Source organism: Pseudomonas sp. FA117, from assembly GCF_057370475.1.
In genome coordinates this window covers 4,593,392-4,617,948 of the sequence record NZ_CM170675.1, presented here as the reverse complement: position 1 = coordinate 4,617,948, position 24,557 = coordinate 4,593,392, and the positions used below count along the sequence as shown (strand labels likewise).

Below are 24,557 nucleotides of genomic sequence, written 5' to 3'. Positions count from 1 at the left end.
AAGGAGGGGAGTTTGGCATAGAACGCGTCTGCCTAGGAAGACTGCAGGTCACCGCACCCACCACTCGGCACCCAGGTGTGCGCCAACGCCGCTCTCCGTTATAATGCCCGGCTTGCTGTGCCCCGTGCGTGTCGACATCCGCCGGAGCGCCTGAACAACCTCGGCTTACTGGGCCTGAAAGGATCACCATGTTCGAAAACCTGACCGACCGCCTGTCACAGACGTTGCGCCATGTCACCGGCAAGGCCAAGCTGACCGAAGAGAACATCAAGGACACGTTGCGCGAAGTGCGCATGGCCCTGCTCGAGGCCGACGTCGCCCTGCCGGTGGTCAAGGACTTCGTCAACAGCATCAAGGAGCGCGCGGTCGGCACCGAGGTGTCGCGCAGCCTGACGCCGGGCCAGGCGTTCGTGAAGATCGTCCAGGCCGAGCTGGAAAGCCTGATGGGCGCGGCCAACGAAGACCTCGCGCTCAATGCCGCGCCGCCTGCCGTGGTGCTGATGGCCGGCCTGCAGGGTGCGGGCAAGACCACCACTGCCGGCAAGCTGGCGCGCTTCCTCAAGGAGCGCAAGAAGAAGAGCGTCATGGTGGTGTCCGCAGACGTCTACCGTCCGGCGGCGATCAAGCAGCTCGAAACCCTGGCCAACGACATCGGCGTGACCTTCTTCCCGTCCGACATCAGCCAGAAGCCGGTCGATATCGCCGAAGCCGCGATCCGCGAAGCCAGGATCAAGTTCATCGACGTGGTCATCCTCGACACCGCCGGCCGTCTGCACATCGACGCCGACATGATGGACGAGATCAAGGCCCTGCATGCGGCAGTCAAGCCGGTCGAGACACTGTTCGTGGTCGACGCCATGACCGGCCAGGATGCCGCCAACACCGCCAAGGCCTTCGGTGAAGCGCTGCCGCTGACCGGCGTGGTGCTGACCAAGGTCGACGGTGATGCCCGTGGCGGTGCCGCGCTGTCGGTGCGCGCCATCACCGGCAAGCCGATCAAGTTCATCGGCATGGGCGAGAAGACCGAGGCCCTGGAGCCCTTCCACCCTGACCGTATCGCCTCGCGCATCCTCGGCATGGGCGACGTGCTCAGCCTGATCGAGCAGGCCGAGCAGAACATCGACAAGGCCAAGGCCGACAAGCTGGCCAAGAAGCTGAAGAAGGGCAAGGGCTTCGACCTCGAAGACTTCCGCGACCAGCTGCAGCAGATGAAGAGCATGGGCGGCCTGGGCGGCCTGATGGACAAGCTGCCCAGCATCGGCGGGGTCAACCTGTCGCAGATGGGCAATGCCCAGGGCGCGGCCGAGAAGCAGTTCAAGCAGATGGAGGCGATCATCAACTCCATGACCCCGGCCGAGCGTCGCGACCCCGACCTGATCAGCGGTTCGCGCAAGCGTCGCATCGCCTTGGGTTCCGGCACCCAGGTGCAGGATATCGGGCGCTTGATCAAGCAGCACAAGCAGATGCAGAAGATGATGAAGAAATTCTCCGCCAAGGGCGGCATGGCCAAGATGATGCGTGGCCTGGGCGGGATGCTGCCGGGTGGCGGCATGCCGAAGATGTAACCGAATCCGCCGGGTCGCCGCGACTGCGCAGCGCCCCGGCCGACCCCGCCATTGGCGGGATAAAACGCCGCAAAACAGCGGCTGAAGCGGCAGGTCTGGATTGCATTGCATGGCGGTTGTGAAAAAGCCATTTGCAAATGTCGGTGTATTCCCCGAGAATATGCGGCCTTTTGGGCACCCGTGTGCCTATCTGGCATTCAGATTTGCAGCACTGACTGCAGTACCGACTATAGGAACGATGTTCACATGGTAACCATTCGTCTGGCCCGTGGCGGCTCGAAAAAGCGCCCTTTCTACCACCTGACCGTGACCAACTCGCGTAACGCCCGTGACGGCCGTTTCGTTGAGCGCGTTGGCTTCTTCAACCCGATCGCATCGGGCGCCGAAGTCAAGCTGTCGGTCAACCAGGAACGCGTCACCTACTGGCTGAGCCAGGGCGCGCAGCCGTCTGAGCGTGTTGCTCAGCTGCTGAAGGACGCTGCCAAGGCTGCTGCCTGAGCAATATGAACGCGACGCCAGAAAAGGCTGACGACCTCATCGTCGTTGGCAAGATTTTTTCGGTTCACGGCGTTCGCGGCGAGGTGAAGGTGTATTCCTTTACCGATCCGATTGAAAACCTGTTGGATTATCCGCGCTGGACGCTTCGGCACGAAGGCAAGGTAAAGCAGGTCGAGCTGGTCAGCGGTCGTGGCTCCCAAAAGGGCCTGGTCGTCAAATTGAAAGGCCTCGACGATCGTGATGAAGCCCGGCTTCTGAGCGGTTACGAAATCTGCATTGCGCGGAGCCTTTTGCCCAACCTGGCAGCCGACGAGTACTACTGGTACCAGTTGGAAGGCCTGAAGGTCATCAATCAGGACGAACAGCTGTTCGGCACGATCGATCACCTGTTGGAGACCGGCGCGAACGATGTAATGGTGGTCAAGCCTTGCACAGGCAGCCTGGATGATCGCGAGCGTCTGTTGCCCTATACGGAGCAATGCGTGCTGGCAGTCGACCTGCAGGCCGGTGTGATGCGAGTCGAATGGGACGCGGACTTCTAGACGATGGGTAACCTTCGCGTAGACGTCATCACGTTGTTCCCCGAGATGTTCTCGGCCATCACGGAGTACGGCATTACCAGCCGTGCGGTGAAACAGGGGTTGCTGCAAGTGACCTGCTGGAACCCGCGGGACTACACCACTGATCGCCACCATACCGTGGATGATCGGCCGTTTGGCGGTGGTCCGGGCATGGTGATGAAAATCAAGCCTCTGGAAGACGCCCTGGTCAACGCCAGGCAGGTCGCCGGAGCAACGGCAAAGGTGATCTACCTTTCGCCACAAGGCCGCAAGCTGACCCAGCAGGCGGTCAAAGGCCTGGCCGAACAGGAATCGTTGATCCTGATCGCCGGTCGTTATGAAGGCATCGACGAGCGCTTTATCGAGGCTCATGTCGATGAGGAGTGGTCGATTGGTGACTATGTGCTTTCCGGTGGCGAGCTGCCGGCCATGGTACTGATCGATGCGGTTACGCGGCTGCTGCCCGGAGCTTTAGGGCATGTGGACTCGGCGGAGGAAGATTCCTTCACCGACGGTCTGCTCGATTGCCCGCACTACACCCGACCCGAGGTGTATGCGGATCAGCGTGTACCCGACGTGTTGCTAAGTGGCAACCATGCACATATCCGGCGTTGGCGGATGAAGCAGTCCCTTGGTAGGACCTTCGAACGACGCGCCGATCTTCTGGAAAGTCGCTCGCTTTCTGGAGAAGAGAAGAAGCTGCTCGAGGAATACCTCCGCGAGCGGGACGATAGTTAACGTATCGATGGTGGATCAAGTTATCCATCTTAGGAGCACAGCATGACCAACAAGATCATCCAGCAGCTCGAAGCAGAGCAGATGAGCAAGGAAATCCCGACCTTCGCACCAGGCGACACCGTTGTCGTCCAGGTTAAAGTGAAGGAAGGTGATCGTTCCCGTCTGCAGGCGTTCGAAGGCGTCGTCATCGCCAAGCGCAACCGCGGTCTGAACAGCGCCTTCACCGTGCGCAAGATCTCCAGCGGCGTTGGCGTCGAGCGTACCTTCCAGACCTACAGCCCGCAGATCGACAGCCTGGCCGTGAAACGTCGTGGTGACGTGCGTAAAGCCAAGCTGTACTACCTGCGCGACCTGTCCGGCAAAGCCGCTCGCATCAAGGAAAAACTGTCCTGAGTGCAGTTTGACCGGTGGCCTCGGCCACCATGCGAAAGAAAAAGCAGCCTTCGGGCTGCTTTTTTGCATTCTGTGGTATTGGTATCGCCTGCTTCGCGGGCCAGCCCGCTACCCACCCTCTGCGATGTGAGTACTTCCATGAACACCCCGAGAGACCAGGAAATCCAGCGCCGTACCGAGCTGTCGATCACCCGCGTGACCAAGGCCGTGTTTCCCAACACCACCAACCACCACAACACCCTGTTCGGTGGCACCGCGCTGGCCTGGATGGACGAGGTGTCGTTCATTGCCGCCACCCGCTTCTGCCGCCTGCCGCTGGTGACGGTGTCTACCGACCGCATCGATTTCAAGCATCCGATCCCGGCGGGTTCGATCGTCGAGCTGGTCGGCAGCGTGATCAAGGTCGGCACCACCAGCTTGCAGGTGCAGGTCGACGTGTTCGTCGAGAACATGTACCTGGACGGGCGCGAGCGGGCGATCCACGGCGTGTTCAGCTTTGTTGCCATCGACGAGGACAAGCGGCCGGTGCCGGTACTTCCCCAGGCGTGATGCCTGCACGGCATTCGGTGTCGCAGCATGGGCCTGGCGTCGCGCGCGAGCCTTTCGCGACACAAGGCCCCTGCAAGGCTGATTGCACACGACAACCTGCAAGCGGCTATGAAACACTAGACGCACGTTCAACACCCAGTAGCCTCCGAATGCCCGCCCTGGACCACCCCCTGATCGACCAGTTCCTCGATGCCCTCTGGCTGGAAAAAGGCCTGTCCGACAACACCCGTGCTTCCTACCGCAGCGACCTGGCCCTGTTCAACGGCTGGCTGCAGGAGCAGGGTGTCGCATTGCCCGATGCCGGCCGCGAGTCGATCCTCGATCACCTGGCCTGGCGCCTCGACCAGGGTTACAAGCCGCGTTCGACTGCACGCTTTCTCTCCGGTGTGCGTGGCTTCTATCGGTATCTGCTGCGCGAGAAGCTGATCGGTGTCGACCCCACCCTGCAGGTCGATATGCCGCAACTGGGTCGGCCTTTGCCCAAATCCTTGTCGGAGGCGGATGTCGAATCCCTGCTCAAGGCGCCGGACCTGGCCGAAGCCATCGGCCAACGCGACCGCGCGATGCTCGAGGTCCTCTATGCCTGCGGCTTGCGGGTCACCGAGCTGGTGAGCCTGACCCTGGACCAGGTCAACCTGCGCCAGGGCGTGCTGCGGGTGATGGGCAAGGGCAGCAAGGAACGTCTGGTGCCGATGGGCGAGGAGGCGGTGCTGTGGATCGAGCGCTACCTGCGCGACGGTCGCGCCGAGCTGCTCAACGGTCGCCCCAGCGATGTGCTGTTCCCCAGCCTGCGCGGTGAGGAAATGACCCGCCAGACCTTCTGGCACCGCATCAAGCATCATGCCCGGGTGGCCGGGATCGACAAGCCGCTGTCGCCGCATACCTTGCGTCATGCCTTCGCCACCCATCTGCTCAACCACGGTGCCGACCTGCGCGTGGTGCAGATGCTGCTGGGGCACAGCGACCTTTCCACCACCCAGATCTACACCCACGTCGCCAAGGCGCGCCTGCAGCAGCTGCATGCCCAGCACCATCCGCGTGGATGAATGATTTTCATGTTCTGCCCGGCGGCCATCAGACAGTGATTTCGCCCCGGCCTGATGTGGTAGGCTTGGGCGGTTTGCACCAGGGACCGCCCGGTCGCCGCGATTTTTCCGCAGGCGACGTCCTCCGGTCCCCGTCCGCCTTCAGGAGTACCCCATGCGCGTGACCCAGATTTTCGCCGCCGCCGCCCTGGCGTTGGCCAGCACCTTTGCCGTTGCCGCCGCCACCGACGTGAGCGCCGGCGCCGAGCAGGCGATTCGCAACACCCTCAAGACGCTCGAGCTGGAAGTACCGATCGAGAGCGTCGCCAGCAGCCCGGTCGGCGGCCTGTACGAAGTCAAGCTGCAAGGCGGTCGTGTGCTCTACGCCAGTGCCGACGGCCAGTTCGTCATGCAGGGCTACCTGTACCAGATCCAGGACGGCAAGCCGGTCAACCTCACCGAGAAGACCGAGCGCCAGGGCATCGCCAAACTGATCAACGGCATCCCGGCGACGGAGATGGTGGTCTACCCGGCCAAGGGCGAGACCAAGTCGCACATCACCGTGTTCACCGACACCACCTGTCCGTATTGCCACAAGCTGCACGCCGAGGTCCCCGAGCTGAACAAGCGCGGTATCGAAGTGCGTTATGTCGCCTTCCCGCGCCAGGGCCTGGGTTCGCCGGGTGACGAGCAGCTGCAGGCCGTCTGGTGCTCCAGCGACCGCCGCGCGGCGATGGACAAGATGGTCGATGGCAAGGAAATCAAGGCAGCCAAGTGCGCCAATCCGGTCAGCAAGCAGTTCCAGCTCGGCCAGTCGATCGGCGTCAACGGCACGCCGGCGATCGTGCTCGAAAGCGGCCAGGTGATCCCGGGCTACCAGCCGGCACCGCAAGTGGCCAAGCTGGCCCTCGCCGGCCAGGCGCAAGCCGCCAAGTAATTCATTCAGTACGCCGTCGTCATGGGGTGACGGCATGTTTCACGGTCGGCGCAGGTGCCGGCCGTTCAATGGGGAGTTCACAGTGAAACCGGTCAAAGTAGGCATCTGTGGGTTGGGGACCGTCGGTGGCGGTACCTTCAATGTACTTCAGCGCAACGCCGAGGAGATTGCCCGCCGTGCCGGGCGCGGTATTGAAGTGGCCCAGATTGCCATGCGCTCGCAGAACCCGAACTGCCAGATTACCGGTACCCCCATTACCGCTGATGTGTTCGACGTTGCGACCAACCCTGAAATCGACATCGTCATCGAGCTGATCGGCGGCTACACCATTGCCCGCGACCTGGTGCTCAAGGCCATCGACAACGGCAAGCACGTGGTCACCGCCAACAAGGCGCTGATTGCCGTGCATGGCAACGAGATCTTCGCCAAGGCCCGCGAGAAGGGCGTGATCGTCGCCTTCGAGGCCGCGGTTGCAGGCGGCATCCCGGTGATCAAGGCCATCCGCGAAGGCCTGTCGGCCAACCGCATCAACTGGCTGGCCGGGATCATCAACGGCACCGGCAACTTCATCCTCACCGAGATGCGCGAAAAGGGCCGTGCCTTCCCTGACGTGCTGGCCGAAGCCCAGGCGCTGGGCTATGCCGAAGCCGACCCGACCTTCGACGTCGAGGGTATCGATGCTGCGCACAAGCTGACCATCCTGGCCTCCATCGCCTTCGGCATTCCGCTGCAGTTCGACAAGGCCTACACCGAGGGCATCACCCGCCTGACCACCGCCGACGTCAACTACGCCGAAGCCCTGGGTTACCGCATCAAGCACCTGGGTGTGGCTCGTCGTACCGCCGATGGCATCGAGCTGCGCGTCCACCCGACGCTGATTCCGAGCGACCGCCTGATCGCCAACGTCAACGGCGTGATGAACGCGGTGATGGTCAATGGCGACGCTGCCGGTTCCACCCTGTACTACGGCGCCGGTGCCGGCATGGAGCCAACCGCTTCCTCGGTGGTCGCCGACCTGGTCGACGTGGTGCGTGCCATGACCTCCGACCCGGAGAACCGCGTTCCCCACCTGGCCTTCCAGCCGGATTCGCTGTCGGCGCACCCGATCCTGCCGATCGAGGCATGCGAAAGCGCCTACTACCTGCGTATCCAGGCCAAGGACCATCCGGGCGTGCTGGCCCAGGTCGCCAGTATCCTGTCCGAGCGCGGCATCAACATAGAGTCGATCATGCAGAAGGAAGCCGAGGAGCAGGATGGCCTGGTGCCGATGATCCTGCTGACCCATGGCGTGGTCGAGCAGCGTATCAACGATGCCATCGTCGCCCTGGAAGCCTTGCAGGATGTGATCGGCAACGTCGTGCGCATCCGCGTCGAACAGCTCAATTAATTCAGCGGCGGGTCGCCCCGGCGGCCCGCGCCCAGAACCGAAGGTTTGCACAATGCGCTATATCAGTACCCGCGGCCAGGCTCCGGCCCTGAATTTCGAAGACGTCCTGCTGGCGGGCCTTGCCAGCGACGGCGGCCTGTACGTGCCGGAAAACCTGCCACGCTTCACCCAGGAAGAGATCGCCTCCTGGGCGGGCCTGCCGTACCACGAGCTGGCGTTCCGGGTGATGCGCCCGTTCGTCACCGGCAGCATCGCCGATGCCGACTTCAAGAAGATCCTCGAGGAAACCTACGGCGCCTTTGCCCACGCTGCCGTGGCTCCGCTGCGTCAGCTCCACGGCAACGAGTGGGTGATGGAGCTGTTCCACGGTCCGACGCTGGCGTTCAAGGACTTCGCCCTGCAACTGCTCGGCCGCCTGCTCGACCATGTACTGGTCAAGCGCGGCGAGCGCGTGGTGATCGTCGGTGCCACCAGTGGTGATACCGGCTCTGCCGCCATCGAAGGTTGCCGTCGTTGCGACAACGTCGATATCTTCATCCTGCACCCGCACCAGCGCGTGTCGGAAGTGCAGCGCCGGCAGATGACCACCATCCTTGGTGAGAACATCCACAACATCGCCATCGAAGGCAACTTCGACGACTGCCAGGAAATGGTCAAGGCCAGCTTTGCCGACCAGTCCTTCCTCAAGGGCACGCGCCTGGTGGCGGTCAACTCGATCAACTGGGCGCGGATCATGGCCCAGATCGTCTACTACTTCCACGCCGCGCTGCAGCTCGGTGGCCCTGCGCGTTCGGTCGCCTTCTCGGTACCGACCGGCAACTTCGGCGACATCTTCGCCGGTTACCTGGCCCGCAACATGGGCCTGCCGATCAGCCAGCTGGTGGTGGCAACCAACCGCAACGACATCCTGCACCGCTTCATGAGCGGCAACCAGTACGTCAAGGATGCCCTGCACCCGACGCTGTCGCCGTCGATGGACATCATGGTCTCGTCGAACTTCGAGCGCCTGCTGTTCGACCTGCACGGTCGCAACGGCGCGGCAATTGCCGAGCTGATGGCCAACTTCAAGCAAGGCGGTGGCTTCAGCGTCGAGCAGGACCGTTGGACCGAAGCGCGCAAGCTGTTCGATTCCATGGCCGTCAGCGATGAGCAGACCTGCGAGACCATCGCCGAGGTGTTCGCCGCCACGGGCGAGGTGCTCGACCCGCACACTGCGATTGGTGTGAAAGCTGCCCGCGAATGCCGTCGCAGCCTGGACACGCCGATGGTGGTGCTGGGCACGGCGCACCCGGTCAAGTTCCCTGAAGCTGTCGAGAAGGCTGGTGTCGGCAAGGCGCTGGAGCTGCCGGCCCACCTGAGCGACCTGTTCAGCCGAGAAGAGCGCTGCACCGTCCTGGCCAATGACCTGAAGGCGGTCCAGGCTTTCGTCAGCCAGCACGGCAACCGCGGCAAACCGCTCTAAGACGCGCAATCTGCGCAGAACAAACGGGGCAAGGCAGGAAACTGCCTTGCCCCGTTTGCCGCTGTAATCTCGGGAGTACCTGGTGTGCAGAAATATCCTGCGCACTTTCAGGTTTTTCCTATTCCTGTCTTCGAGCCGCCTTCCTAGAGTGAGCGCCCTGTCCATCAGGGTTTTCAGCCCTCGGGAGTAGCCCCATGCATCGGCTCAACATCCTTATCGTCCAGGCTCGACCGTCCCACCAGATCATCCTGCACCAGGCGTGCAATGCGCTGGGTGCGTTCAACGTGCGGATTGCCGCTGACCTGCCTGGGGCAAGGGTGTGCCTGGCCCAGTCCTCGGCGCCGGACCTGCTGGTGATCGATCACGGCATGCCGACCTTGAGCGCCCAGGCCCTGTTGCGGCGCATGGCGAGAACGGGCCGTACGCCCGCCTTGCTGTTCGTCGGGCAACCTGCCAGCCGGGGTCCCGACCTGGCTGTCGAGGCGCGGCGCCAGGGGCTGTGGGTGCTGGCGCAATTGCCCTGGCCGCTGTCGGCAGCCAGTCTGCATGGGGCGCTGCAGCGTCTGTGCCGCAGGACCGGCGTCCGTTCGGGGGCGCGTATCGAAACTGTCATGTTGCCCACGCATGCTCGTTGAGGCAGGTACGCTCGGGCGAACTTTCCCTCGTGCCTGGCGGTCAGTTCCGATAGGTCCCAGACAAAGCGAGTACGCCGGATGGAAAGAATCTGCACCCTGCTCAATGATGCCCTGTCCCCCTATCAGGCCCGGCTTGGCGATGTGGACGACAGCGGTAACCGTCAGTTGGTCCTGATCGATCTGCGTGGCAACGAAGTGCTGCAACGCTCCGTAAGCATGCGTCAATTGCAGGAGCAAAGCCTGTTGATCGACCTGGTGGATGGTCTGCACCGCGACCTGCAGATTGTCGAAGGGCGGTTGCAGCCTTGCGTGATCGCAGCCTTGCAACAGCCACGGCAATCCCCGGGAACCTTTGCCTGACGGGGTCGTCAGACACAGTAGGGGCACCCGAACGCTGCTTTGCTCCGGTAGCGGTCGAGTGTCGCCCAAGGCCCGAAACCGGGCTTTCGATTGGCCCCGGACGTTTTCCCCAGCGTCCGGGGTTTCTTTTTTTCGGGTTGAGATATAGGACCGAATGAGCCGCGCGGTGCCTCGGATCAGCGCGGTTCCATGTGCGCGATCATCAACTGCACGCTTTCGTTGCCGCGGAACTCGTTGACATCGAGCTTGTAGGCCAGCTCGACCCAGCGCACCGTCGGGTTGGGCCAGATCTCCCGGTCGATGCCGAAGGCGATGCCATCGAGCCTGACCGAGCCGCACTCGCTCTTGAGCACCACTTTCAGGTGCCGTTCACCGACCACCCGCTGCTCGACCAGCTGGAACACCCCGTGGAACAGCGGCTCCGGAAAGTGCTGCCCCCAAGGCCCGGCGTTGCGCAGGGCGCGGGCGAGGTCGAGGTGGAACTCCTCCACCGCCAGGGTGCCGTCCGACAGCAGGCGACCGGTGAGGTCGTCCTCGCACAACTGACGCCGTACCTCTTCGTCGAACGCCTGGGCGAAGGCCGGAAAGTTCGATTCAGGCAGCGACAGGCCAGCGGCCATGGCATGGCCGCCGAACTTGCTGATCAGTTGCGGGTGACGGGCAGCGACCGCATCCAGGGCATCGCGAATGTGAAAGCCGGGGACCGAACGCGCCGAGCCCTTGAGCATCCCCTCGCCGGCATCGGCGAAAGCGATGGTCGGCCGGTGGTAGCGCTCCTTCAGGCGTGAGGCAAGAATGCCGATCACCCCTTGGTGCCAGTCGGCGTCGAACAGGCACAGGCCATAGGGCATGGACTCGACCGGCAGGTCCTTGAGCTGGGCCAGGGCTTCGCGCTGCATCCCCTGCTCGATGGACTTGCGGTCCTGGTTCAGCCCGTCCAGTTGCCCGGCCATGTCCAGTGCAAGGGTTGCGTCTTCGCACAGCAGGCATTCGATGCCCAGGCTCATGTCGTCCAGGCGCCCGGCGGCATTGAGCCGTGGCCCGAGGATGAAGCCCAGGTCGGTGGAGGTGATGCGGCGGTGATCGCGACGCGCCACTTCGAGAATCGCCTTGAGCCCCGGGCGGGCGCGGCCGGCGCGGATGCGCTCGAGCCCCTGGTGCACGAGGATGCGGTTGTTGGCATCCAGCGGCACCACGTCGGCGACGCTGCCCAGGGCCACCAGGTCGAGCAGCTCGCCGATGTTCGGCTGCGCTTGCGTTTCATAGCGACCGAGGCTGCGCAGGCGCGCGCGCAGGGCCATCAGCACGTAGAAGATCACCCCGACGCCGGCCAGGGACTTGCTGGGGAAGCTGCAGCCGGGCTGGTTCGGGTTGACGATGGCGTCGGCATCGGGCAACTGCTGGCCCGGCAGGTGGTGGTCGGTGACCAGCACCTTGAGCCCGGCGGCCTTGGCTGCGGCCACGCCTTCGACACTGGAGATGCCGTTGTCGACCGTGATCAGCAACTGGGGGTGGCGCTGCAACGCCACCTCGACGATTTCCGGGGTCAGGCCGTAGCCATACTCGAAGCGGTTGGGCACCAGGTAATCGACATGGGCTGCGCCCAGCAGGCGCAAGCCGAGCACGCCGACCGTGCTGGCCGTGGCGCCATCGGCGTCGAAATCGCCAACGATCAGGATGCGCAGGCGTTGGTCCAAGGCCTCGACCAGCAGGTCGACGGCGGCTTCGATGCCCTTGAGTTGCTGGTAGGGCAGCAGCCGCGCCAGGCTCTTGTCCAGTTCGGCTTCGCTCTGCACGCCACGGGCGGCGTACAGGCGCGTGAGCAGCGGTGGCAGTTGGCCAAGGAATGGCAGGTTCGATGGCAGGGGGCGGGGTTCGATGCGCATGGGGCCTTCGGCAATCAGAATCGGTTCAGGTCAGCCGCGCTCGCCGAGCAGCCACTGCAGTTGGACTTCGTGCTGGCCACGATCATCGGTAACGAACACCGTGCCTTCGCTGATCATCACGTCCCACTTGATGGTGCGCGGCATATCGCTGGCCAGCACCTCCAGCACTTCCTGCGGCACGGCAGCGATGCTCAGGTTCTTCAGGCCCTTGACCGCACCGACCACTTTGTTCTCCCACACGCGCAGGCTGCCGTAGGCCAGCAGGCTGGTGCGCTCGGTGCGGCGCGAGCACCAGGTGAGGCGGTCGGCGTCCGGCTGGCCGACCTCGATCCAGTGCAGGATGCGGTCATCCAGGCTTTTTTCCCACAGGGCTGCTTCGTCGACATCCGACAGGCCGCGGCCGAACGATAGGTTCTCGTTGTACCAGAGGGCGTAGGCGAGCAGGCGGACGGCCATGCGTTCTTCGGTTTCCGACGGGTGACGGGCGATGGTCTGACGCACGTTCTCGTAAACGCCGCGGTCTAGGTCGGTCAGATTCAGTTCGAACTTGTAGGTGGTGGAAGGCTGGGCCATGGGGCAGGGCTTCTTTGGAGAAAGTCGCAGAGTCTAACCGATCCGGGTTTGTTGAGGGGCAGCTTGCTCGGCCGTTGTGCGTCCGGGCACAAGCGCAGGCTTGCGACAGTACCTGCCGGTGACCAGCTGTGTTAAAACCAAGCCTTCCTCGAGCTGCCACGGACCCGCCATGCCCACCCCCGACAAACCCCTCGCCGGCCTGAAGGTCATCGAACTCGGTACCCTGATCGCCGGCCCCTTCGCATCGCGCATCTGCGCCGAGTTCGGCGCCGAGGTGATCAAGGTCGAGTCGCCCGACGGCGGCGACCCGCTGCGCAAGTGGCGCAAGCTGTACGAAGGGACGTCGCTGTGGTGGTTCGTCCAGGCGCGCAACAAACGCTCGCTCACCCTCAACCTCAAGCACCCCGAAGGGCGCGAGATCCTCAAGCGGCTGCTGGCCGAGGCCGACATCCTGATCGAGAACTTCCGCCCTGGCGTGCTGGAAAAGCTCGGTCTTGGCTGGGACGTGCTGCATGCCCTGAACCCGCGCCTGGTGATGGTGCGGCTGTCGGGCTTCGGCCAGACCGGGCCGATGAAGGACCAGCCGGGCTTCGGTGCGGTCGGCGAGTCGATGGGCGGCCTGCGCTACATCACCGGTTTCGAGGACCGCCCGCCAGTGCGTACCGGCATTTCCATCGGTGATTCCATCGCTGCCCTGTGGGGCGTGATCGGTGCGCTGATGGCCTTGCGGCACCGTGAGGTCAATGGTGGGGAAGGGCAGGTGGTGGATGTGGCACTGTACGAAGCGATCTTCGCCATGATGGAAAGCATGGTGCCGGAATTCGATGTGTTCGGTTTCATTCGCGAACGCACCGGCAACATCATGCCAGGCATCACGCCATCGTCGATCCACACCAGTGCCGATGGCCGGCATGTGCAGATCGGCGCCAACGGCGATGCGATCTTCAAGCGCTTCATGCAGGCCATCGGCCGCAACGACCTGGCAGAGGATGCCAGCCTCGCCAGCAACGACGGCCGTGACCTGCGCCGCGACGAGCTCTATGGCGTGATCGATCGCTGGGTCAACGGCCTGCCGCTGGAGCAGGTGATGCAGGTGTTGAACGACGCCGGGGTGCCGGCCAGCCGCATCTATTCGGCCGAAGACATGTTCAGCGATCCGCAGTTCCTGGCCCGCGAGATGTTCGTTCAGGCCCGCCTGCCGGACGGCAAACCCTTCAAGATGCCAGGTATCGTGCCCAAGCTGTCGCAGACGCCCGGCAGCACCGAATGGGTCGGGCCGGCGCTCGGCGAGCACACCGCCGATCTGCTTTCCGGGCTGGGCTACGGGGCTGCCGATATCGCACGTCTGCGCGAGCAGGGGGCCGTCTGATTCCGAGGCTTTCACCCTTGCTGCGCCTGCTGCTGTCCTGCGTCGTGCTGTTGTCGCTGCAGCCGGCGCAGGCTCGCGAGCGCCTGACCTGGCTGGTGCGCGACCTGCCGCCGTTCACTATTTTCGAGGGTGAGCAGAAGGGGCAGGGCGTGGTCGACCTGATGCTCCCGCTGTTGATCGAACACATGCCCGAGTACGACCACAGCATCGTGCGGGTCAACCGGGCGCGCGGCCTGCAGATGCTGCAGGACGGCACCTTCAGCTGCGACCCCACCCTGTTGTGGACTGCGCAGCGCGCGAAGTTCGTGCATTTTTCCCAGCCATCGCTGGCCATTCTCAGCGGCGGGGTGGTCGTGCGCAAAACCGATCAGGCACTGCTCGGCGATGCAGCGGACGGCGCGCCGGTCGACCTGAAACAGCTGCTCGCGGCACCGCGGCTCAAGCTTGGCATCGTCGCCGAGCGCAGCTATGGCGTCGTCGTCGATGAAATTCTCAGCCAGTTGCCGGATGCGGTGCTGAGCCGGCACTACGGCAATGACGCCACGGCCAACCTGCTGCAGATGCAACAGCTGGGGCGCCTGCAACTGGTACTCGGCTATTGGCCGGAGATGCGCTACCTGATCCAGCAGCAGGGCGGTTCGCCGGACGATTACGCCTTCCACCCCATCGAGGGTGTCAGCCGCTACCAGGAACTGCATGTGGGGTGTGCCGATACGCCGCTGGGGCGCGAGGCCATCGCGCATATCGATCAGCTTCTGCCCCGGCTGCGTCGGGACGTACTGTCCGGGTTGTACGCGAAGTGGCTCGATCCTGATCTGCGCCTGGAGTACCTGGAGCAGGCCGCGCGCAGGGTCGAGACACCGTCTGCGGCGACTGCCGGGCAGCCTTGATCCGCAGATTGACTGGAAAAGGCTGCGATCGGCGGGAACCTCACCGGGGGGCAATCTGGTCTAGTCTCTGAGAACACCGGTACCGGGCCACGGCCGCACACGAGTGTCCGGGCCGGATCGCCATTGGAGTCCTTGGGAGGTCCCCTCATGAGCCTGCTGCTTGAGCCGTATACCCTGCGTCAGCTGACCCTGCCCAACCGCATCGCCGTTTCGCCGATGTGCCAGTATTCGAGCGTCGATGGCCTGGCCAACGACTGGCACCTGGTGCACCTGGGCAGCCGCGCTGTCGGGGGTGCCGGGCTGGTGATCACCGAAGCCGTCGCGGTAACCGCCGACGGCCGGATCACTGCCGAAGACCTGGGGCTGTGGAACGACGAACAGATCGCCCCGCTGCAACGCATCACCCGCTTCATCACTGCCCAGGGCGCCATCCCCGGCATCCAGCTGGCGCATGCCGGACGCAAGGCAAGTACCCATCGCCCCTGGCTCGGCAAGCATGGCAGCGTCAAGGTCGAGGAGGGGGGCTGGCAGCCGGTGGGGCCTTCGAAGATCGCCTTCGACCCGCAGCACACGGTACCGCGCGAACTGAGTCACGATGAGATCCAGGACATCGTCCGGTCTTTCGTCCAGGCCGCCGAGCGTGCCAAGACTGCAGGCTTCAAGGTCGTCGAAATCCATGCTGCCCACGGCTACCTGCTGCACCAGTTCCTTTCGCCGCTGAGCAACCAGCGCCGTGACGACTATGGCAGCTGCTTCGAGAACCGCATTCGCCTGACGCTGCAGGTGACCGAGGCGGTGCGTGAGGTCTGGCCGAAAGAGTTGCCGCTGTTCGTGCGGGTCTCGGCCACCGACTGGGTCGAGGATGGCTGGAACCCCGACGAGACGGTAGAGCTGGCGCGTCGGCTGAGGGCGCTTGGGGTCGATCTGATCGACGTGTCGTCAGGTGGCACTTCGGTCAACGCCGAGATCCCCACCGGCCCCGGCTACCAGACCCGCTTTGCCGAGCGCGTGCGCAAGGAGTCGGAAATTGCCACCGGCACCGTGGGCATGATCACCGAACCGGCCCAGGCCGAGCACATCCTGCGTACCGGTCAGGCCGACCTGATCTTCCTCGCCCGCGAGCTGCTGCGCGACCCCTACTGGCCATTGCATGCCGACGATGACCTGGGGGGCAACAAGGCGACCTGGCCGGCGCAGTACCAGCGCGCGACACATCGGGCCAATCCGATTCATGAGTCGGACTTGCGCGATTAGCACGTCGTGCCGCTGGTACCGGTGGCTTGGCTCAGGATGTCGCTGACCCACTGGTTGATGCTTTTGTGCGCCAGCTCCGCCTTGGCGGCAACGCTGGCGTGCAAGCCTGGTTCCAGGCGCAGGCTGAGTTTGCCCGAGTAGGTTTTTTGAAGGGCACGTCCCAGGCGCGTCCCCCGGGCAACATCTCGAAGCACATGCATTAAGCGTGAATTCAGGCTACGGGCCTAATCTTGAGCTTTCCTATCGCTGAGGAGTCAGCCAGATGAACACCCGCGGTCTGCTCGATCAATTGCTCAAGTCCGGCCAGTCGTTGCTGCAGAATCAGCAGGGCAAGGGCGGGGCGGGCAAGGTGCCCGGCCTGGGCGACCTGCTCGGTGGGGGCAAGGGCGCAGGCCTTGGCGGTCTGCTTTCCGGCGCTGGTGGCGGCGCCCTGGCGGCCGGGGCCATGGGCCTGTTGCTGGGCAGCAAGAAGGCGCGCAAGTACGGCGGCAAGGCGCTCACCTATGGTGGCCTGGCCGCGCTTGGTGTGCTCGCCTACAAGGCCTATGGCAACTGGCAGGCGCGCCAGGGCCAGACTACGGTACAAGAGCCGCAGACCCTCGACCGCCTGCCGCCGGCCCAGGCCGAGCAGCACAGCCAGGCCGTGCTCAAGGCGCTGGTGGCCGCGGCGAAGTCCGACGGCCATATCGATGCGCGCGAGCGCGAGCTGATCGAGGGCGAGTTCGTGCGCCTGGACAGCGATCGCGAACTGCATGCCTGGCTTCACGCCGAGTTGAACAAGCCGCTCGACCCTGCCGAAGTGGCACGCGCCGCACAAACGCCGGAAATGTCTGCCGAGATGTACCTGGCCAGCGTGATGATGGTCGACCAGGAGCACTTCATGGAGCGCGCCTACCTCGACGAACTGGCCCGTCAGTTGCGCCTGGACCCTGCCTTGCGCGAGGAACTCGAACGCCAGGTGAGGGAGGCGCAGGCGCAGTGAGGTGGCTATTGGCCATTTAATCGGCAGGGATGCCTGAATACTCCGCAATTCAACCGATAAAGCGCCAGGCGCCTAGGCTATACTTCGACGATTTTCCCGCTCGTGAAGAATTCCTGAGGGCTGATTGTGAAGAACTGGACCTTGCGCCAACGGATCCTGGCAAGTTTTGCCGTGATCATCGCCATCATGCTGTTGATGATCGTGGCTGCCTATTCCCGCCTGGTGGCTATCGAGGCGAGCGAACAGGCCGTCGGCACCGACAGCATTCCCGGGGTCTACTACAGCTCGATGATCCGCAGTGCCTGGGTCGACAGCTATGTCGCCAGCCAGCAACTGGTCGGGCTGTCCAATCACCGTGAGCTGACCAGCGCCGACATCGAGCTGTTCAAGGGCTTCAACGATCGGCTCAAGGAGCAGATGGCCAACTACCGGGGCACCATCCAGGACCCTCAGGACCAGGCTTCCTTCGACACCTTCGTGCGCCTGGAAGACGACTACCACAAAGCGGTGGAGCAGGTCCTGGCCGCGTATCGCGACAAGCGCTATGCCGAGGCCGAGCGCTTGATCGCCGAGTCGCTGACACCGGCCTGGACCGCCGGGCGCAAGCACCTGAACACGGTCATCGACCGCAATACCGAGTCGGCCAACGCCGCCACCCGCGAGATCGTCAGTGCCGTGGCCACCGCCAAGGGCAGCATGATCGTCTCGCTGATCCTGGCAATCATTGCCGCCGGCATCTGCGGCCTGCTGCTGATGCGTGCCATCAGCGCGCCCATGCAGCGCATCGTGCACGCCCTCGACAAGCTGCGCTCTGGCGACCTCAGTGCACGCCTGAACCTGGACCGCAAGGACGAGTTCGGTGCCATCGAGAACGGGTTCAACGAAATGGGCGAGGCCCTGGCGAACCTGGTGTCCCAGGCCCAGCGCTCGTCGGTGCAGGTAACCACCTCGGTCACCGAGATTGCCGCCACCTCCAAGCAGCAGCAGGCCACCGCCACCGAAACCGCTGCCACCACCACCGAGATTGGCGCCACTTCGCGTGAAATCGCCGCCACCTCGCGTGATCTGGTCCGTACCATGACCGAAGTCACCAGCGCCGCCGACCAGGCTTCGAGCCTCGCCGGTTCCGGCCAGCAGGGGCTGGCGCGCATGGAAGAAACCATGCACCAGGTGATGGGCGCGGCCGACCTGGTCAACGCCAAGCTGGGCATCCTCAACGAGAAGGCCAGCAACATCAACCAGGTGGTGGTGACCATCGTCAAGGTCGCCGACCAGACCAACCTGCTGTCGCTCAACGCCGCGATCGAGGCGGAGAAGGCCGGAGAATACGGCCGCGGGTTCGCCGTGGTCGCCACTGAGGTGCGCCGCCTGGCCGACCAGACGGCGGTGGCCACCTACGACATCGAGCAGATGGTGCGCGAGATCCAGTCTGCGGTGTCGGCCGGGGTCATGGGCATGGACAAGTTCTCCGAGGAAGTGCGCCGCGGCATGTTCGAGGTGCAGCAGGTGGGCGAGCAGCTCAGCCAGATCATCCACCAGGTGCAGGCGCTGGCACCGCGGGTGTTGATGGTCAACGAAGGCATGCAGGCCCAGGCCACCGGTGCCGAGCAGATCAACCAGGCCCTGGCGCAGCTCAGTGATGCCAGCACGCAGACGGTCGAATCCTTGCGCCAGGCCAGCTTCGCCATCGACGAACTGAGCCAGGTGGCCGCCGGACTGCGTGGCGGTGTGTCGCGCTTCAAAGTCTGACGCCGATGAACGACCTGCAACCGCATCACCCACGTCAGGCCGAGGCCCAGGGCGTGTTGTACCTGCTGTTTCGTATTGGCGAGCAGCGCTTTGCCCTGGATGTGCACGAGGTCATCGAGGTGCTGCCGCTGCGCCCGCTCAAGCCGATTGCCCGGGCGCCTGCCTGGGTGGCCGGGATCCTCGGGCATCGCGGCGAGCTGGTGCCGGTCATCGACCTGTCGGCGCTGAGCTTCGACGAGCCTGCAGCCCAGCGCACCAGCACGCGCCTGGTGCTGGTGCAGTACCACGGCGACCCGAAGCGCCCCGGCCTGCAGTTGGGCCTGGTGCTCGAGCAGGCGACCAATACCCTGCGCTGCCTGCCCGATGAATTCCAGCCCTATGGCCTGGACAACGTCGAAGCACCTTATCTGGGGCCTGTGCGCCAGGATGCCCATGGGCTGCTGCAGCGCATCGTGGTCGATGACCTGCTGAGCGAGGATGTACGCCAGTTGCTGTTCCCCGAAGAGCCCGCGCAGGTGGCGGGATGATCGAGCAGCGCTTCTTCCGCTTCCTGCAGGAGCGCATCGGCCTGGATGTGGAGTCGGTGGGCGCGCCGATGGTCGAGCGCGCGCTGCGCCAGCGCTGCACGGTGGTCTCGGCACGCGACCTGGACGACTACTGGCTGCGTCTGCAGCAGTCGCCCGGCGAGCAGCAAGCGCTGATCGAGGCGGTGATCGTTCCAGAAACCTGGTTCTTCCGCTATCCCGAGTCGTTCACGGCGCTGGTCGGGCTGGCGCACAAGCGCCTGGCCGCATTGGCCGGAGCGCGGCCACTGCGTATCCTCAGCCTGCCGTGCTCGACCGGCGAGGAGCCGTATTCGATTGCCATGGCGCTGCTCGATGCCGGGCTTAACCCATCGACCTTCCACATCGATGCAGTGGACATCAGCCCCAGCTCTCTCGCCCGGGCAGAGCGCGCGGTGTACGGGCGCAATTCGTTCCGTGGCAGTGAGCTGGCTTTCCGCGAGCGGCATTTCGAGGGCGCTGAAGACAACTACCATCTGCACGAGCGGGTGCGCCGGCAGGTCAGCCTGCAGGCGGGCAACGTGCTGGATCCCGCCCTGCGCAGCCGCATGGGGCTCTACGACTTCGTGTTCTGCCGCAACCTGCTGATCTATTTCGACGTGCCGACCCAGCAACGGGTGTTCGAGGTGCTCAAGCAATTGGTCCGCGACGATGGCGTTCTGTTCATCGGCCCGGCCGAGGGCAGCCTGCTGGCGCGCCTGGGCATGCGGCCGATCGGTATCGCGCAGTCGTTCGCCTATGTGCGCCAGAACGAGCCGGGCGTGCCGCCGTTGACCGTGGCGCCGCCACCGCGGCCTGCAGTGCTGCCGATGCCGCCGCCTCGCCCTGTTGCCGTGCCAGCACCGAGCGTTGTCCGCCCCGTCCGTCCCATTGCCAGGCCGGTCGTGGCGTCTGCCCCCGGCGAGAACGAAAGCGAACTGCTGGCGACCATCGCACGCCAGGCCAACAGCGGTGCCAGCGAACAGGCCCGGGCCAGTTGCGAGCGTTATCTGCGCCTGTTCGAACCCAAGGCGCAGGTCTATTACTGGTTGGGCCTGCTCAGCGACACCCAGGGCGATGCCGGCGAGGCCCTCAAGCATTACCGCAAGGCGCTGTACCTGGAGCCGCAGCATGCAGAAGCGCTGCTGCACCTGGCTTCGCTGCTGGCGTCCCAGGGCGATGTCGCGGGCGCCCGGCGCCTGCAGGAGCGAGCGGCGCGGCTGGGCAGGGAGTCTGAACGATGAGCGATGCCTACTCGATGGACTTGATCACCCAGGCCGATGATGCCATCGACGATTGCTGGAACCGCATCGGTGTCCATGGTGACAAGCAATGCCCGCTGCTGGAGCGGCATGTGCATTGCCGCAACTGTGAAGTCTACGCCGCGGCGGCCACCCGCCTGCTGGACCGCTACACCCTGCTGCAGGGCGAGCATGTCGAGGCCGCGCCGGTGCAGCAGGACAACGCCGGGCGCTCCATGCTGCTGTTCCGGCTCGGCGAGGAGTGGCTGGCCCTGGCCACCGCCTGCCTGGCCGAAATTGCGCCGCTGCAGGCTGCGCACTCCTTGCCCCATCAGCGTTCGCGGGTGTTGCAGGGGGTAGCCAACGTGCGCGGTGCGCTGGTGCCGTGCCTGTCGTTCGCCGATCTGCTTGGCATGGAGCAGGTTCCGGCACAGGAGCGCACGGGCCGGGTGATGCCGCGCATGCTCATCCTCGCCGCCGAAGGCGGACCTGTGGTGCTGCCGGTGGACGAGGTCGATGGCATTCATCGCCTGGACCCGGCGCGCCTGGAAGGTGAGGGCGATGTGGCCCACTTCACCCTGGCGGTGTTGCAGTGGCGTGGCCGCAGCGTACGGGTGCTCGATGACCAGCACCTGCTGTCTGTCGTGAAACGGAGCCTGTCATGACCCCGGAGCAAATGCGCGATGCATCGCTGCTCGAGCTGTTCAGCCTCGAGGCCGAGGCCCAGACCCAGGTGCTCAGCGCCGGTCTGCTGGCCCTGGAGCGCAACCCGGCGCAGGCCGACCAGCTCGAAGCCTGCATGCGCGCCGCCCACTCGCTGAAGGGGGCGGCGCGGATCGTCGGCATCGACGCGGGGGTCAGCGTTGCCCATGTGATGGAAGATTGCCTGGTCGCAGCCCAGGAGCGCCGCCTACTGTTGCGCCCCGAGCATATCGACGCGTTGCTGCAGGGCACCGATCTGCTGATGCGCATCGCGACCCCTGGCGACAGCCAGGGCGAGGCGGCGGTGCCGGCCTTCCTGGTACAGATGGCGGCGCTGCTCGACCCCTCGGCAGCGGTCGTGGCGAGCCCGACTACAGCGGTGCTGCCTGCGCCGCCTGAATTGCCCGAGGTCTTGGCAGCGCCGCTGGAGCTGGAAGCCGAGGCCGAACCTGCTCCCGTCGCCAAGGCCACCAGGCGCAGTGGCGAGGGCGGCGAGCGCGTGTTGCGCGTCACCGCCGACCGGCTGAACAGCCTGCTCGACCTGTCGAGCAAATCCCTGGTCGAAACCCAGCGGCTCAAGCCCTACCTGGCCACCCTGCAGCGCCTCAAGCGCATGCATGGCCAGGGTATGCGTGCTCTCGACGGGCTCCGGAGCCAGCTCGAGGGCAGCGGCCAGAGCACCGAGGTGCTCGATGCGCTGGCCCAGACCCAACGCCTGCTTGCCGAAACCCAGCAGATCCTTCAGCAGCAGGCCGCCGATCTCGACGAGTTCGGCTGGCAGGCCAGCCAGCGTGCACAGTTGCTGTACGACACCGCGCTGGCGTGCCGGATGCGCCCGTTCGCCGATGTCCTGACCGGACAGAGCCGCATGGTGCGCGACCTCGGCCGTTCACTTGGCAAGCAGGTACGGCTGTTGATCGAGGGCGAGAAGACCCAGGTCGATCGCGACGTACTGGAGAAACTCGAAGCACCGCTCACGCACTTGCTGCGCAATGCCGTCGATCACGGCATCGAATCGCCTGAGCGACGCCTGCTGGCAGGCAAACCCGGCGATGGCACCCTGCGCCTGCGGGCGTCGCACCAGGCCGGCCTGCTGGTGCTCGAACTGAGCGACGATGGTGCTGGCATCGACCTTGAGCGCCTGCGCCGCAGCATCGTCGAGCGGGCACTGTCGCCCGCCGAGACCGTGGCGCAGATGAGCGAGGCCGAGCTGCTCACCTTCCTGTTCCTGCCCGGCTTCAGCTTGCGCGACCAGGTTACCGAGGTGTCCGGTCGCGGTGTCGGTCTGGATGCGGTGCAGCACATGGTCCGCGAGCTGCGTGGCTCGATCGAGCTGACCCAGGTGGCGGGACAGGGCTGCTGCTTCCACCTGGAGGTACCGCTGACCCTGTCGGTGGTGCGCAGCCTGGTGGTCGAGGTCGGCGGTGAAGCCTATGCCTTCCCGCTGGCGCATATCGAGCGCACCCTCGACGTACCCGCCGAGGCCATCGTGCAGATCGAGGGGCGCCAGCACTTCTGGCACGAGGATCGCCACATCGGCCTGGTCGCCGCCAGCCAGTTGCTCAACCGCCCCGTCACCCAGGATGAAGCGGGCAGCCTGCGAGTGGTCGTCATCCGTGAGCGCGAGCAACTCTACGGCGTGGCCGTGGAGCGGCTGATCGGCGAGCGGGTGCTGGTGGTGATGCCGCTCGATCCGCGCCTGGGCAAGGTCCAGGACATCTCCTCCGGGGCCTTGCTCGACGATGGTTCGGTGGTGCTGATCATCGACGTCGAAGACCTCCTGCGCTCGGTGGACAAACTGCTCAGCACCGGGCGCCTGGAACGCATCGATCGTGGCGCCCGTGCTGGCCGTGGCGTGGTGCGCAAGCGCATCCTGGTGGTCGACGACTCGCTGACGGTACGCGAACTGCAGCGCAAGCTGCTGGGTACGCGTGGCTACGATGTGGCGGTGGCGGTCGATGGCATGGACGGCTGGAATGCCTTGCGCAGCGAGGATTTCGACTTGCTGATCACCGATATCGACATGCCACGCATGGACGGCATCGAACTGGTCACCCTGGTGCGCCGCGACAACCGCCTGCAGTCGCTGCCGGTGATGGTGGTGTCGTACAAGGACCGGGAAGAAGACCGTCGGCGTGGACTGGATGCCGGCGCCGACTATTATCTGGCCAAGGCCAGCTTCCATGACGATGCGTTGCTGGATGCCGTAGTGGAGTTGATCGGAGGAGCCCAGGGATGAGGATCGCCATCGTCAATGACATGCCCATGGCCGTCGAGGCCTTGCGCCGGGCACTGGCGTTCGAGCCGGCGCACGAGGTGATCTGGGTCGCCGGCAATGGCATCGAGGCTGTGCACAAGTGTGCCGAACAGACGCCCGACCTGATCCTCATGGACCTGATCATGCCGGTGATGGATGGCGTGGAGGCGACCCGGCAGATCATGGCCGAGACCCCGTGCGCCATCGTCATCGTGACGGTCGATCGCAAGCAGAACGTGCACCGGGTGTTCGAGGCCATGGGCCACGGAGCGCTCGATGTGGTCGACACTCCGGCACTGGGTGCGGGCGATGCTCGTGAGGCCGCAGCGCCGTTGCTGCGCAAGATCCTCAACATCGGCTGGCTGATCGGCCAGCAGCGCTCCAGTGCCGCGCGTACCGTGGCAGCACCGATACGTAGCCCGGCGCGGCGCTGCGGCCTGGTGGCCATAGGCTCCTCGGCGGGCGGGCCGGCTGCGCTGGAAGTGTTGCTCAAGGCGCTGCCGAGGGATTTTCCCGCGGCCATCGTGCTGGTCCAGCACGTCGACCAGGTGTTCGCCGCTGGCATGGCCGAATGGCTGAGCGGTGTGTCCGGGCTACCGGTACGCCTGGCCCGCGAGGGCGAGCCACCGCAGCCGGGGCAGGTACTGCTGGCCGGTACCAACCACCACATCCGGCTGTTGCAGAACGGCCAGCTGGCGTATACCGCCGAGCCGGTCAACGAAATCTACCGCCCGTCGATCGACGTGTTCTTCGAAAGTGTGGCGCGCTTCTGGCGCAGCGAGGCGGTGGGCGTGCTGCTCACCGGTATGGGGCGCGACGGCGCGCAGGGCCTGAAACTGATGCGCGAGCAGGGTTTCCTGACCATCGCCCAGGACCAGCAGAGCAGTGCAGTGTATGGCATGCCCAAGGCCGCTGCGGCAATCCAGGCAGCGGTCGAGATCCGACCGCTGGAGCGGATCGCCGGGCGACTTGTGGAAATCTTTCCGAAATGACGATATGTATT

24 protein-coding genes and 1 pseudogene are annotated in these 24,557 nt (G+C 64.8%); 22 read left to right on the top strand and 3 right to left on the bottom strand.

Annotated elements, in window-relative coordinates; all coding sequences use genetic code 11:
- Positions 1 to 188 precede the first annotated feature (188 nt).
- The 12 genes from ffh to AC1TXO_RS21310 all read left to right on the top strand — a co-directional run bounded on the left by ffh (position 189) and on the right by AC1TXO_RS21310 (position 10,109).
- Positions 189 to 1,565 carry a signal recognition particle protein gene (gene ffh / locus AC1TXO_RS21365; RefSeq protein ID WP_486403576.1) on the top strand — a complete coding sequence of 459 codons (1,377 nt, stop codon included), beginning with the start codon at positions 189 to 191 and terminating at the stop codon, positions 1,563 to 1,565.
- A 246-nt stretch (positions 1,566 to 1,811) separates the two neighbouring features.
- Positions 1,812 to 2,063, top strand: a complete 252-nt coding sequence (rpsP, locus tag AC1TXO_RS21360; protein ID WP_008094480.1) for a 30S ribosomal protein S16 — start codon at positions 1,812 to 1,814, stop codon at positions 2,061 to 2,063.
- A gap of 5 nt (positions 2,064 to 2,068) precedes the next feature.
- Positions 2,069 to 2,605, top strand: coding sequence for a ribosome maturation factor RimM (rimM, locus tag AC1TXO_RS21355; protein WP_486403575.1), 537 nt, complete (start codon positions 2,069 to 2,071; stop codon positions 2,603 to 2,605).
- Between the two features lie 3 nt (positions 2,606 to 2,608).
- The gene (trmD, locus tag AC1TXO_RS21350; protein ID WP_110993301.1) at positions 2,609 to 3,361 is read left to right on the top strand and encodes a tRNA (guanosine(37)-N1)-methyltransferase TrmD; all 753 of its coding nucleotides are present in this window, start codon (positions 2,609 to 2,611) and stop codon (positions 3,359 to 3,361) included.
- Between the two features lie 42 nt (positions 3,362 to 3,403).
- Positions 3,404 to 3,754 (top strand): 50S ribosomal protein L19, encoded by a 351-nt coding sequence (gene rplS / locus AC1TXO_RS21345; RefSeq protein ID WP_011535315.1) that lies wholly within the window; start codon positions 3,404 to 3,406, stop codon positions 3,752 to 3,754.
- Positions 3,755 to 3,892: 138 nt separating this feature from the next.
- A complete protein-coding gene (locus AC1TXO_RS21340) occupies positions 3,893 to 4,303 on the top strand; it encodes an acyl-CoA thioesterase (RefSeq protein ID WP_486403574.1) in 411 nt (136 codons plus the stop codon).
- A gap of 149 nt (positions 4,304 to 4,452) precedes the next feature.
- Positions 4,453 to 5,349 carry a site-specific tyrosine recombinase XerD gene (gene xerD, locus AC1TXO_RS21335; RefSeq protein ID WP_486403573.1) on the top strand — a complete coding sequence of 299 codons (897 nt, stop codon included), beginning with the start codon at positions 4,453 to 4,455 and terminating at the stop codon, positions 5,347 to 5,349.
- Positions 5,350 to 5,503: 154 nt separating this feature from the next.
- Positions 5,504 to 6,265, top strand: coding sequence for a DsbC family protein (locus AC1TXO_RS21330; RefSeq protein ID WP_486403572.1), 762 nt, complete (start codon positions 5,504 to 5,506; stop codon positions 6,263 to 6,265).
- Between the two features lie 82 nt (positions 6,266 to 6,347).
- On the top strand, positions 6,348 to 7,652 hold the full coding sequence (locus AC1TXO_RS21325) for a homoserine dehydrogenase (protein ID WP_486403571.1): 1,305 nt from the start codon (positions 6,348 to 6,350) through the stop codon (positions 7,650 to 7,652).
- 52 nt (positions 7,653 to 7,704) lie between these two features.
- The gene (gene thrC / locus AC1TXO_RS21320) at positions 7,705 to 9,114 is read left to right on the top strand and encodes a threonine synthase (protein WP_486403570.1); all 1,410 of its coding nucleotides are present in this window, start codon (positions 7,705 to 7,707) and stop codon (positions 9,112 to 9,114) included.
- Positions 9,115 to 9,308: 194 nt separating this feature from the next.
- Positions 9,309 to 9,749: a response regulator gene (locus AC1TXO_RS21315; RefSeq protein WP_486403569.1), complete on the top strand. Its 441-nt coding sequence runs from the start codon at positions 9,309 to 9,311 to the stop codon at positions 9,747 to 9,749.
- 78 nt (positions 9,750 to 9,827) lie between these two features.
- Positions 9,828 to 10,109, top strand: a complete 282-nt coding sequence (locus AC1TXO_RS21310; RefSeq protein ID WP_486403568.1) for a DUF3509 domain-containing protein — start codon at positions 9,828 to 9,830, stop codon at positions 10,107 to 10,109.
- Positions 10,110 to 10,285: 176 nt separating this feature from the next.
- Here the strand turns inward: AC1TXO_RS21310 and recJ are convergent, their stop codons facing one another.
- Together recJ and AC1TXO_RS21300 are read right to left on the bottom strand one after the other, a co-directional pair.
- Positions 10,286 to 11,995 (bottom strand): single-stranded-DNA-specific exonuclease RecJ, encoded by a 1,710-nt coding sequence (recJ, locus tag AC1TXO_RS21305; protein ID WP_486403567.1) that lies wholly within the window; start codon positions 11,993 to 11,995, stop codon positions 10,286 to 10,288.
- Positions 11,996 to 12,025: 30 nt separating this feature from the next.
- Positions 12,026 to 12,568, bottom strand: a complete 543-nt coding sequence (locus AC1TXO_RS21300) for a YaeQ family protein (RefSeq protein ID WP_486403566.1) — start codon at positions 12,566 to 12,568, stop codon at positions 12,026 to 12,028.
- A gap of 169 nt (positions 12,569 to 12,737) precedes the next feature.
- Between AC1TXO_RS21300 and AC1TXO_RS21295 the strand changes: the two genes are divergently transcribed.
- From AC1TXO_RS21295 to AC1TXO_RS21285, 3 genes are all read left to right on the top strand, one after another.
- Positions 12,738 to 13,937, top strand: a complete 1,200-nt coding sequence (locus AC1TXO_RS21295; RefSeq protein WP_486403565.1) for a CaiB/BaiF CoA transferase family protein — start codon at positions 12,738 to 12,740, stop codon at positions 13,935 to 13,937.
- Positions 13,938 to 13,954: 17 nt separating this feature from the next.
- Positions 13,955 to 14,827 (top strand): TIGR02285 family protein, encoded by an 873-nt coding sequence (locus AC1TXO_RS21290; RefSeq protein ID WP_486403564.1) that lies wholly within the window; start codon positions 13,955 to 13,957, stop codon positions 14,825 to 14,827.
- A 147-nt stretch (positions 14,828 to 14,974) separates the two neighbouring features.
- Positions 14,975 to 16,081 (top strand): NADH:flavin oxidoreductase/NADH oxidase, encoded by a 1,107-nt coding sequence (locus AC1TXO_RS21285; RefSeq protein WP_486403563.1) that lies wholly within the window; start codon positions 14,975 to 14,977, stop codon positions 16,079 to 16,081.
- Here AC1TXO_RS21285 and AC1TXO_RS21280 read toward each other — a convergent pair.
- Positions 16,078 to 16,248 (bottom strand): annotated as a pseudogene (locus AC1TXO_RS21280) (toxin-antitoxin system HicB family antitoxin); the annotation flags it as partial. The gene AC1TXO_RS21285 and the pseudogene AC1TXO_RS21280 sit on opposite strands and share 4 nt — an antisense overlap.
- A 95-nt stretch (positions 16,249 to 16,343) precedes the next feature.
- On the opposite strand from AC1TXO_RS21280, the gene AC1TXO_RS21275 reads away from it, so the two are divergent.
- The 7 genes from AC1TXO_RS21275 to cheB all read left to right on the top strand — a co-directional run bounded on the left by AC1TXO_RS21275 (position 16,344) and on the right by cheB (position 24,546).
- Positions 16,344 to 17,063 carry a tellurite resistance TerB family protein gene (locus AC1TXO_RS21275; protein WP_486403562.1) on the top strand — a complete coding sequence of 240 codons (720 nt, stop codon included), beginning with the start codon at positions 16,344 to 16,346 and terminating at the stop codon, positions 17,061 to 17,063.
- A 126-nt stretch (positions 17,064 to 17,189) separates the two neighbouring features.
- A complete protein-coding gene (locus AC1TXO_RS21270) occupies positions 17,190 to 18,812 on the top strand; it encodes a methyl-accepting chemotaxis protein (protein ID WP_486403561.1) in 1,623 nt (540 codons plus the stop codon).
- A 5-nt stretch (positions 18,813 to 18,817) separates the two neighbouring features.
- Complete coding sequence (locus AC1TXO_RS21265) at positions 18,818 to 19,339, top strand: chemotaxis protein CheW (RefSeq protein ID WP_486403560.1); 522 nt, start codon at positions 18,818 to 18,820, stop codon at positions 19,337 to 19,339.
- Positions 19,336 to 20,598 (top strand): CheR family methyltransferase, encoded by a 1,263-nt coding sequence (locus tag AC1TXO_RS21260; protein WP_486403559.1) that lies wholly within the window; start codon positions 19,336 to 19,338, stop codon positions 20,596 to 20,598. Before AC1TXO_RS21265 ends, AC1TXO_RS21260 begins: the two co-directional genes overlap by 4 nt.
- The gene (locus AC1TXO_RS21255) at positions 20,595 to 21,260 is read left to right on the top strand and encodes a chemotaxis protein CheW (RefSeq protein WP_486403558.1); all 666 of its coding nucleotides are present in this window, start codon (positions 20,595 to 20,597) and stop codon (positions 21,258 to 21,260) included. Before AC1TXO_RS21260 ends, AC1TXO_RS21255 begins: the two co-directional genes overlap by 4 nt.
- Entirely contained in the window at positions 21,257 to 23,536 is a 2,280-nt protein-coding gene (locus tag AC1TXO_RS21250) for a response regulator (RefSeq protein WP_486403557.1), read from the top strand. Before AC1TXO_RS21255 ends, AC1TXO_RS21250 begins: the two co-directional genes overlap by 4 nt.
- A complete protein-coding gene (cheB, locus tag AC1TXO_RS21245) occupies positions 23,533 to 24,546 on the top strand; it encodes a chemotaxis-specific protein-glutamate methyltransferase CheB (protein WP_486403556.1) in 1,014 nt (337 codons plus the stop codon). Before AC1TXO_RS21250 ends, cheB begins: the two co-directional genes overlap by 4 nt.
- The last annotated feature ends 11 nt before the right edge of the window (positions 24,547 to 24,557 follow it).

Coding starts and splice junctions, on each gene's coding strand:
- AC1TXO_RS21275 (WP_486403562.1), top strand. CDS start 16,344: ATGAACACCCGCGGTCTGCTCGATCAATTGCTCAAGTCCGGCCAGTCG.
- AC1TXO_RS21300 (WP_486403566.1), bottom strand. CDS start 12,568: ATGGCCCAGCCTTCCACCACCTACAAGTTCGAACTGAATCTGACCGAC.
- cheB (WP_486403556.1), top strand. CDS start 23,533: ATGAGGATCGCCATCGTCAATGACATGCCCATGGCCGTCGAGGCCTTG.
- xerD (WP_486403573.1), top strand. CDS start 4,453: ATGCCCGCCCTGGACCACCCCCTGATCGACCAGTTCCTCGATGCCCTC.
- AC1TXO_RS21295 (WP_486403565.1), top strand. CDS start 12,738: ATGCCCACCCCCGACAAACCCCTCGCCGGCCTGAAGGTCATCGAACTC.
- AC1TXO_RS21340 (WP_486403574.1), top strand. CDS start 3,893: ATGAACACCCCGAGAGACCAGGAAATCCAGCGCCGTACCGAGCTGTCG.
- trmD (WP_110993301.1), top strand. CDS start 2,609: ATGGGTAACCTTCGCGTAGACGTCATCACGTTGTTCCCCGAGATGTTC.
- AC1TXO_RS21250 (WP_486403557.1), top strand. CDS start 21,257: ATGACCCCGGAGCAAATGCGCGATGCATCGCTGCTCGAGCTGTTCAGC.
- rplS (WP_011535315.1), top strand. CDS start 3,404: ATGACCAACAAGATCATCCAGCAGCTCGAAGCAGAGCAGATGAGCAAG.
- AC1TXO_RS21265 (WP_486403560.1), top strand. CDS start 18,818: ATGAACGACCTGCAACCGCATCACCCACGTCAGGCCGAGGCCCAGGGC.
- AC1TXO_RS21315 (WP_486403569.1), top strand. CDS start 9,309: ATGCATCGGCTCAACATCCTTATCGTCCAGGCTCGACCGTCCCACCAG.
- ffh (WP_486403576.1), top strand. CDS start 189: ATGTTCGAAAACCTGACCGACCGCCTGTCACAGACGTTGCGCCATGTC.
- AC1TXO_RS21310 (WP_486403568.1), top strand. CDS start 9,828: ATGGAAAGAATCTGCACCCTGCTCAATGATGCCCTGTCCCCCTATCAG.
- rimM (WP_486403575.1), top strand. CDS start 2,069: ATGAACGCGACGCCAGAAAAGGCTGACGACCTCATCGTCGTTGGCAAG.
- AC1TXO_RS21330 (WP_486403572.1), top strand. CDS start 5,504: ATGCGCGTGACCCAGATTTTCGCCGCCGCCGCCCTGGCGTTGGCCAGC.
- AC1TXO_RS21260 (WP_486403559.1), top strand. CDS start 19,336: ATGATCGAGCAGCGCTTCTTCCGCTTCCTGCAGGAGCGCATCGGCCTG.
- AC1TXO_RS21255 (WP_486403558.1), top strand. CDS start 20,595: ATGAGCGATGCCTACTCGATGGACTTGATCACCCAGGCCGATGATGCC.
- AC1TXO_RS21285 (WP_486403563.1), top strand. CDS start 14,975: ATGAGCCTGCTGCTTGAGCCGTATACCCTGCGTCAGCTGACCCTGCCC.
- recJ (WP_486403567.1), bottom strand. CDS start 11,995: ATGCGCATCGAACCCCGCCCCCTGCCATCGAACCTGCCATTCCTTGGC.
- thrC (WP_486403570.1), top strand. CDS start 7,705: ATGCGCTATATCAGTACCCGCGGCCAGGCTCCGGCCCTGAATTTCGAA.
- rpsP (WP_008094480.1), top strand. CDS start 1,812: ATGGTAACCATTCGTCTGGCCCGTGGCGGCTCGAAAAAGCGCCCTTTC.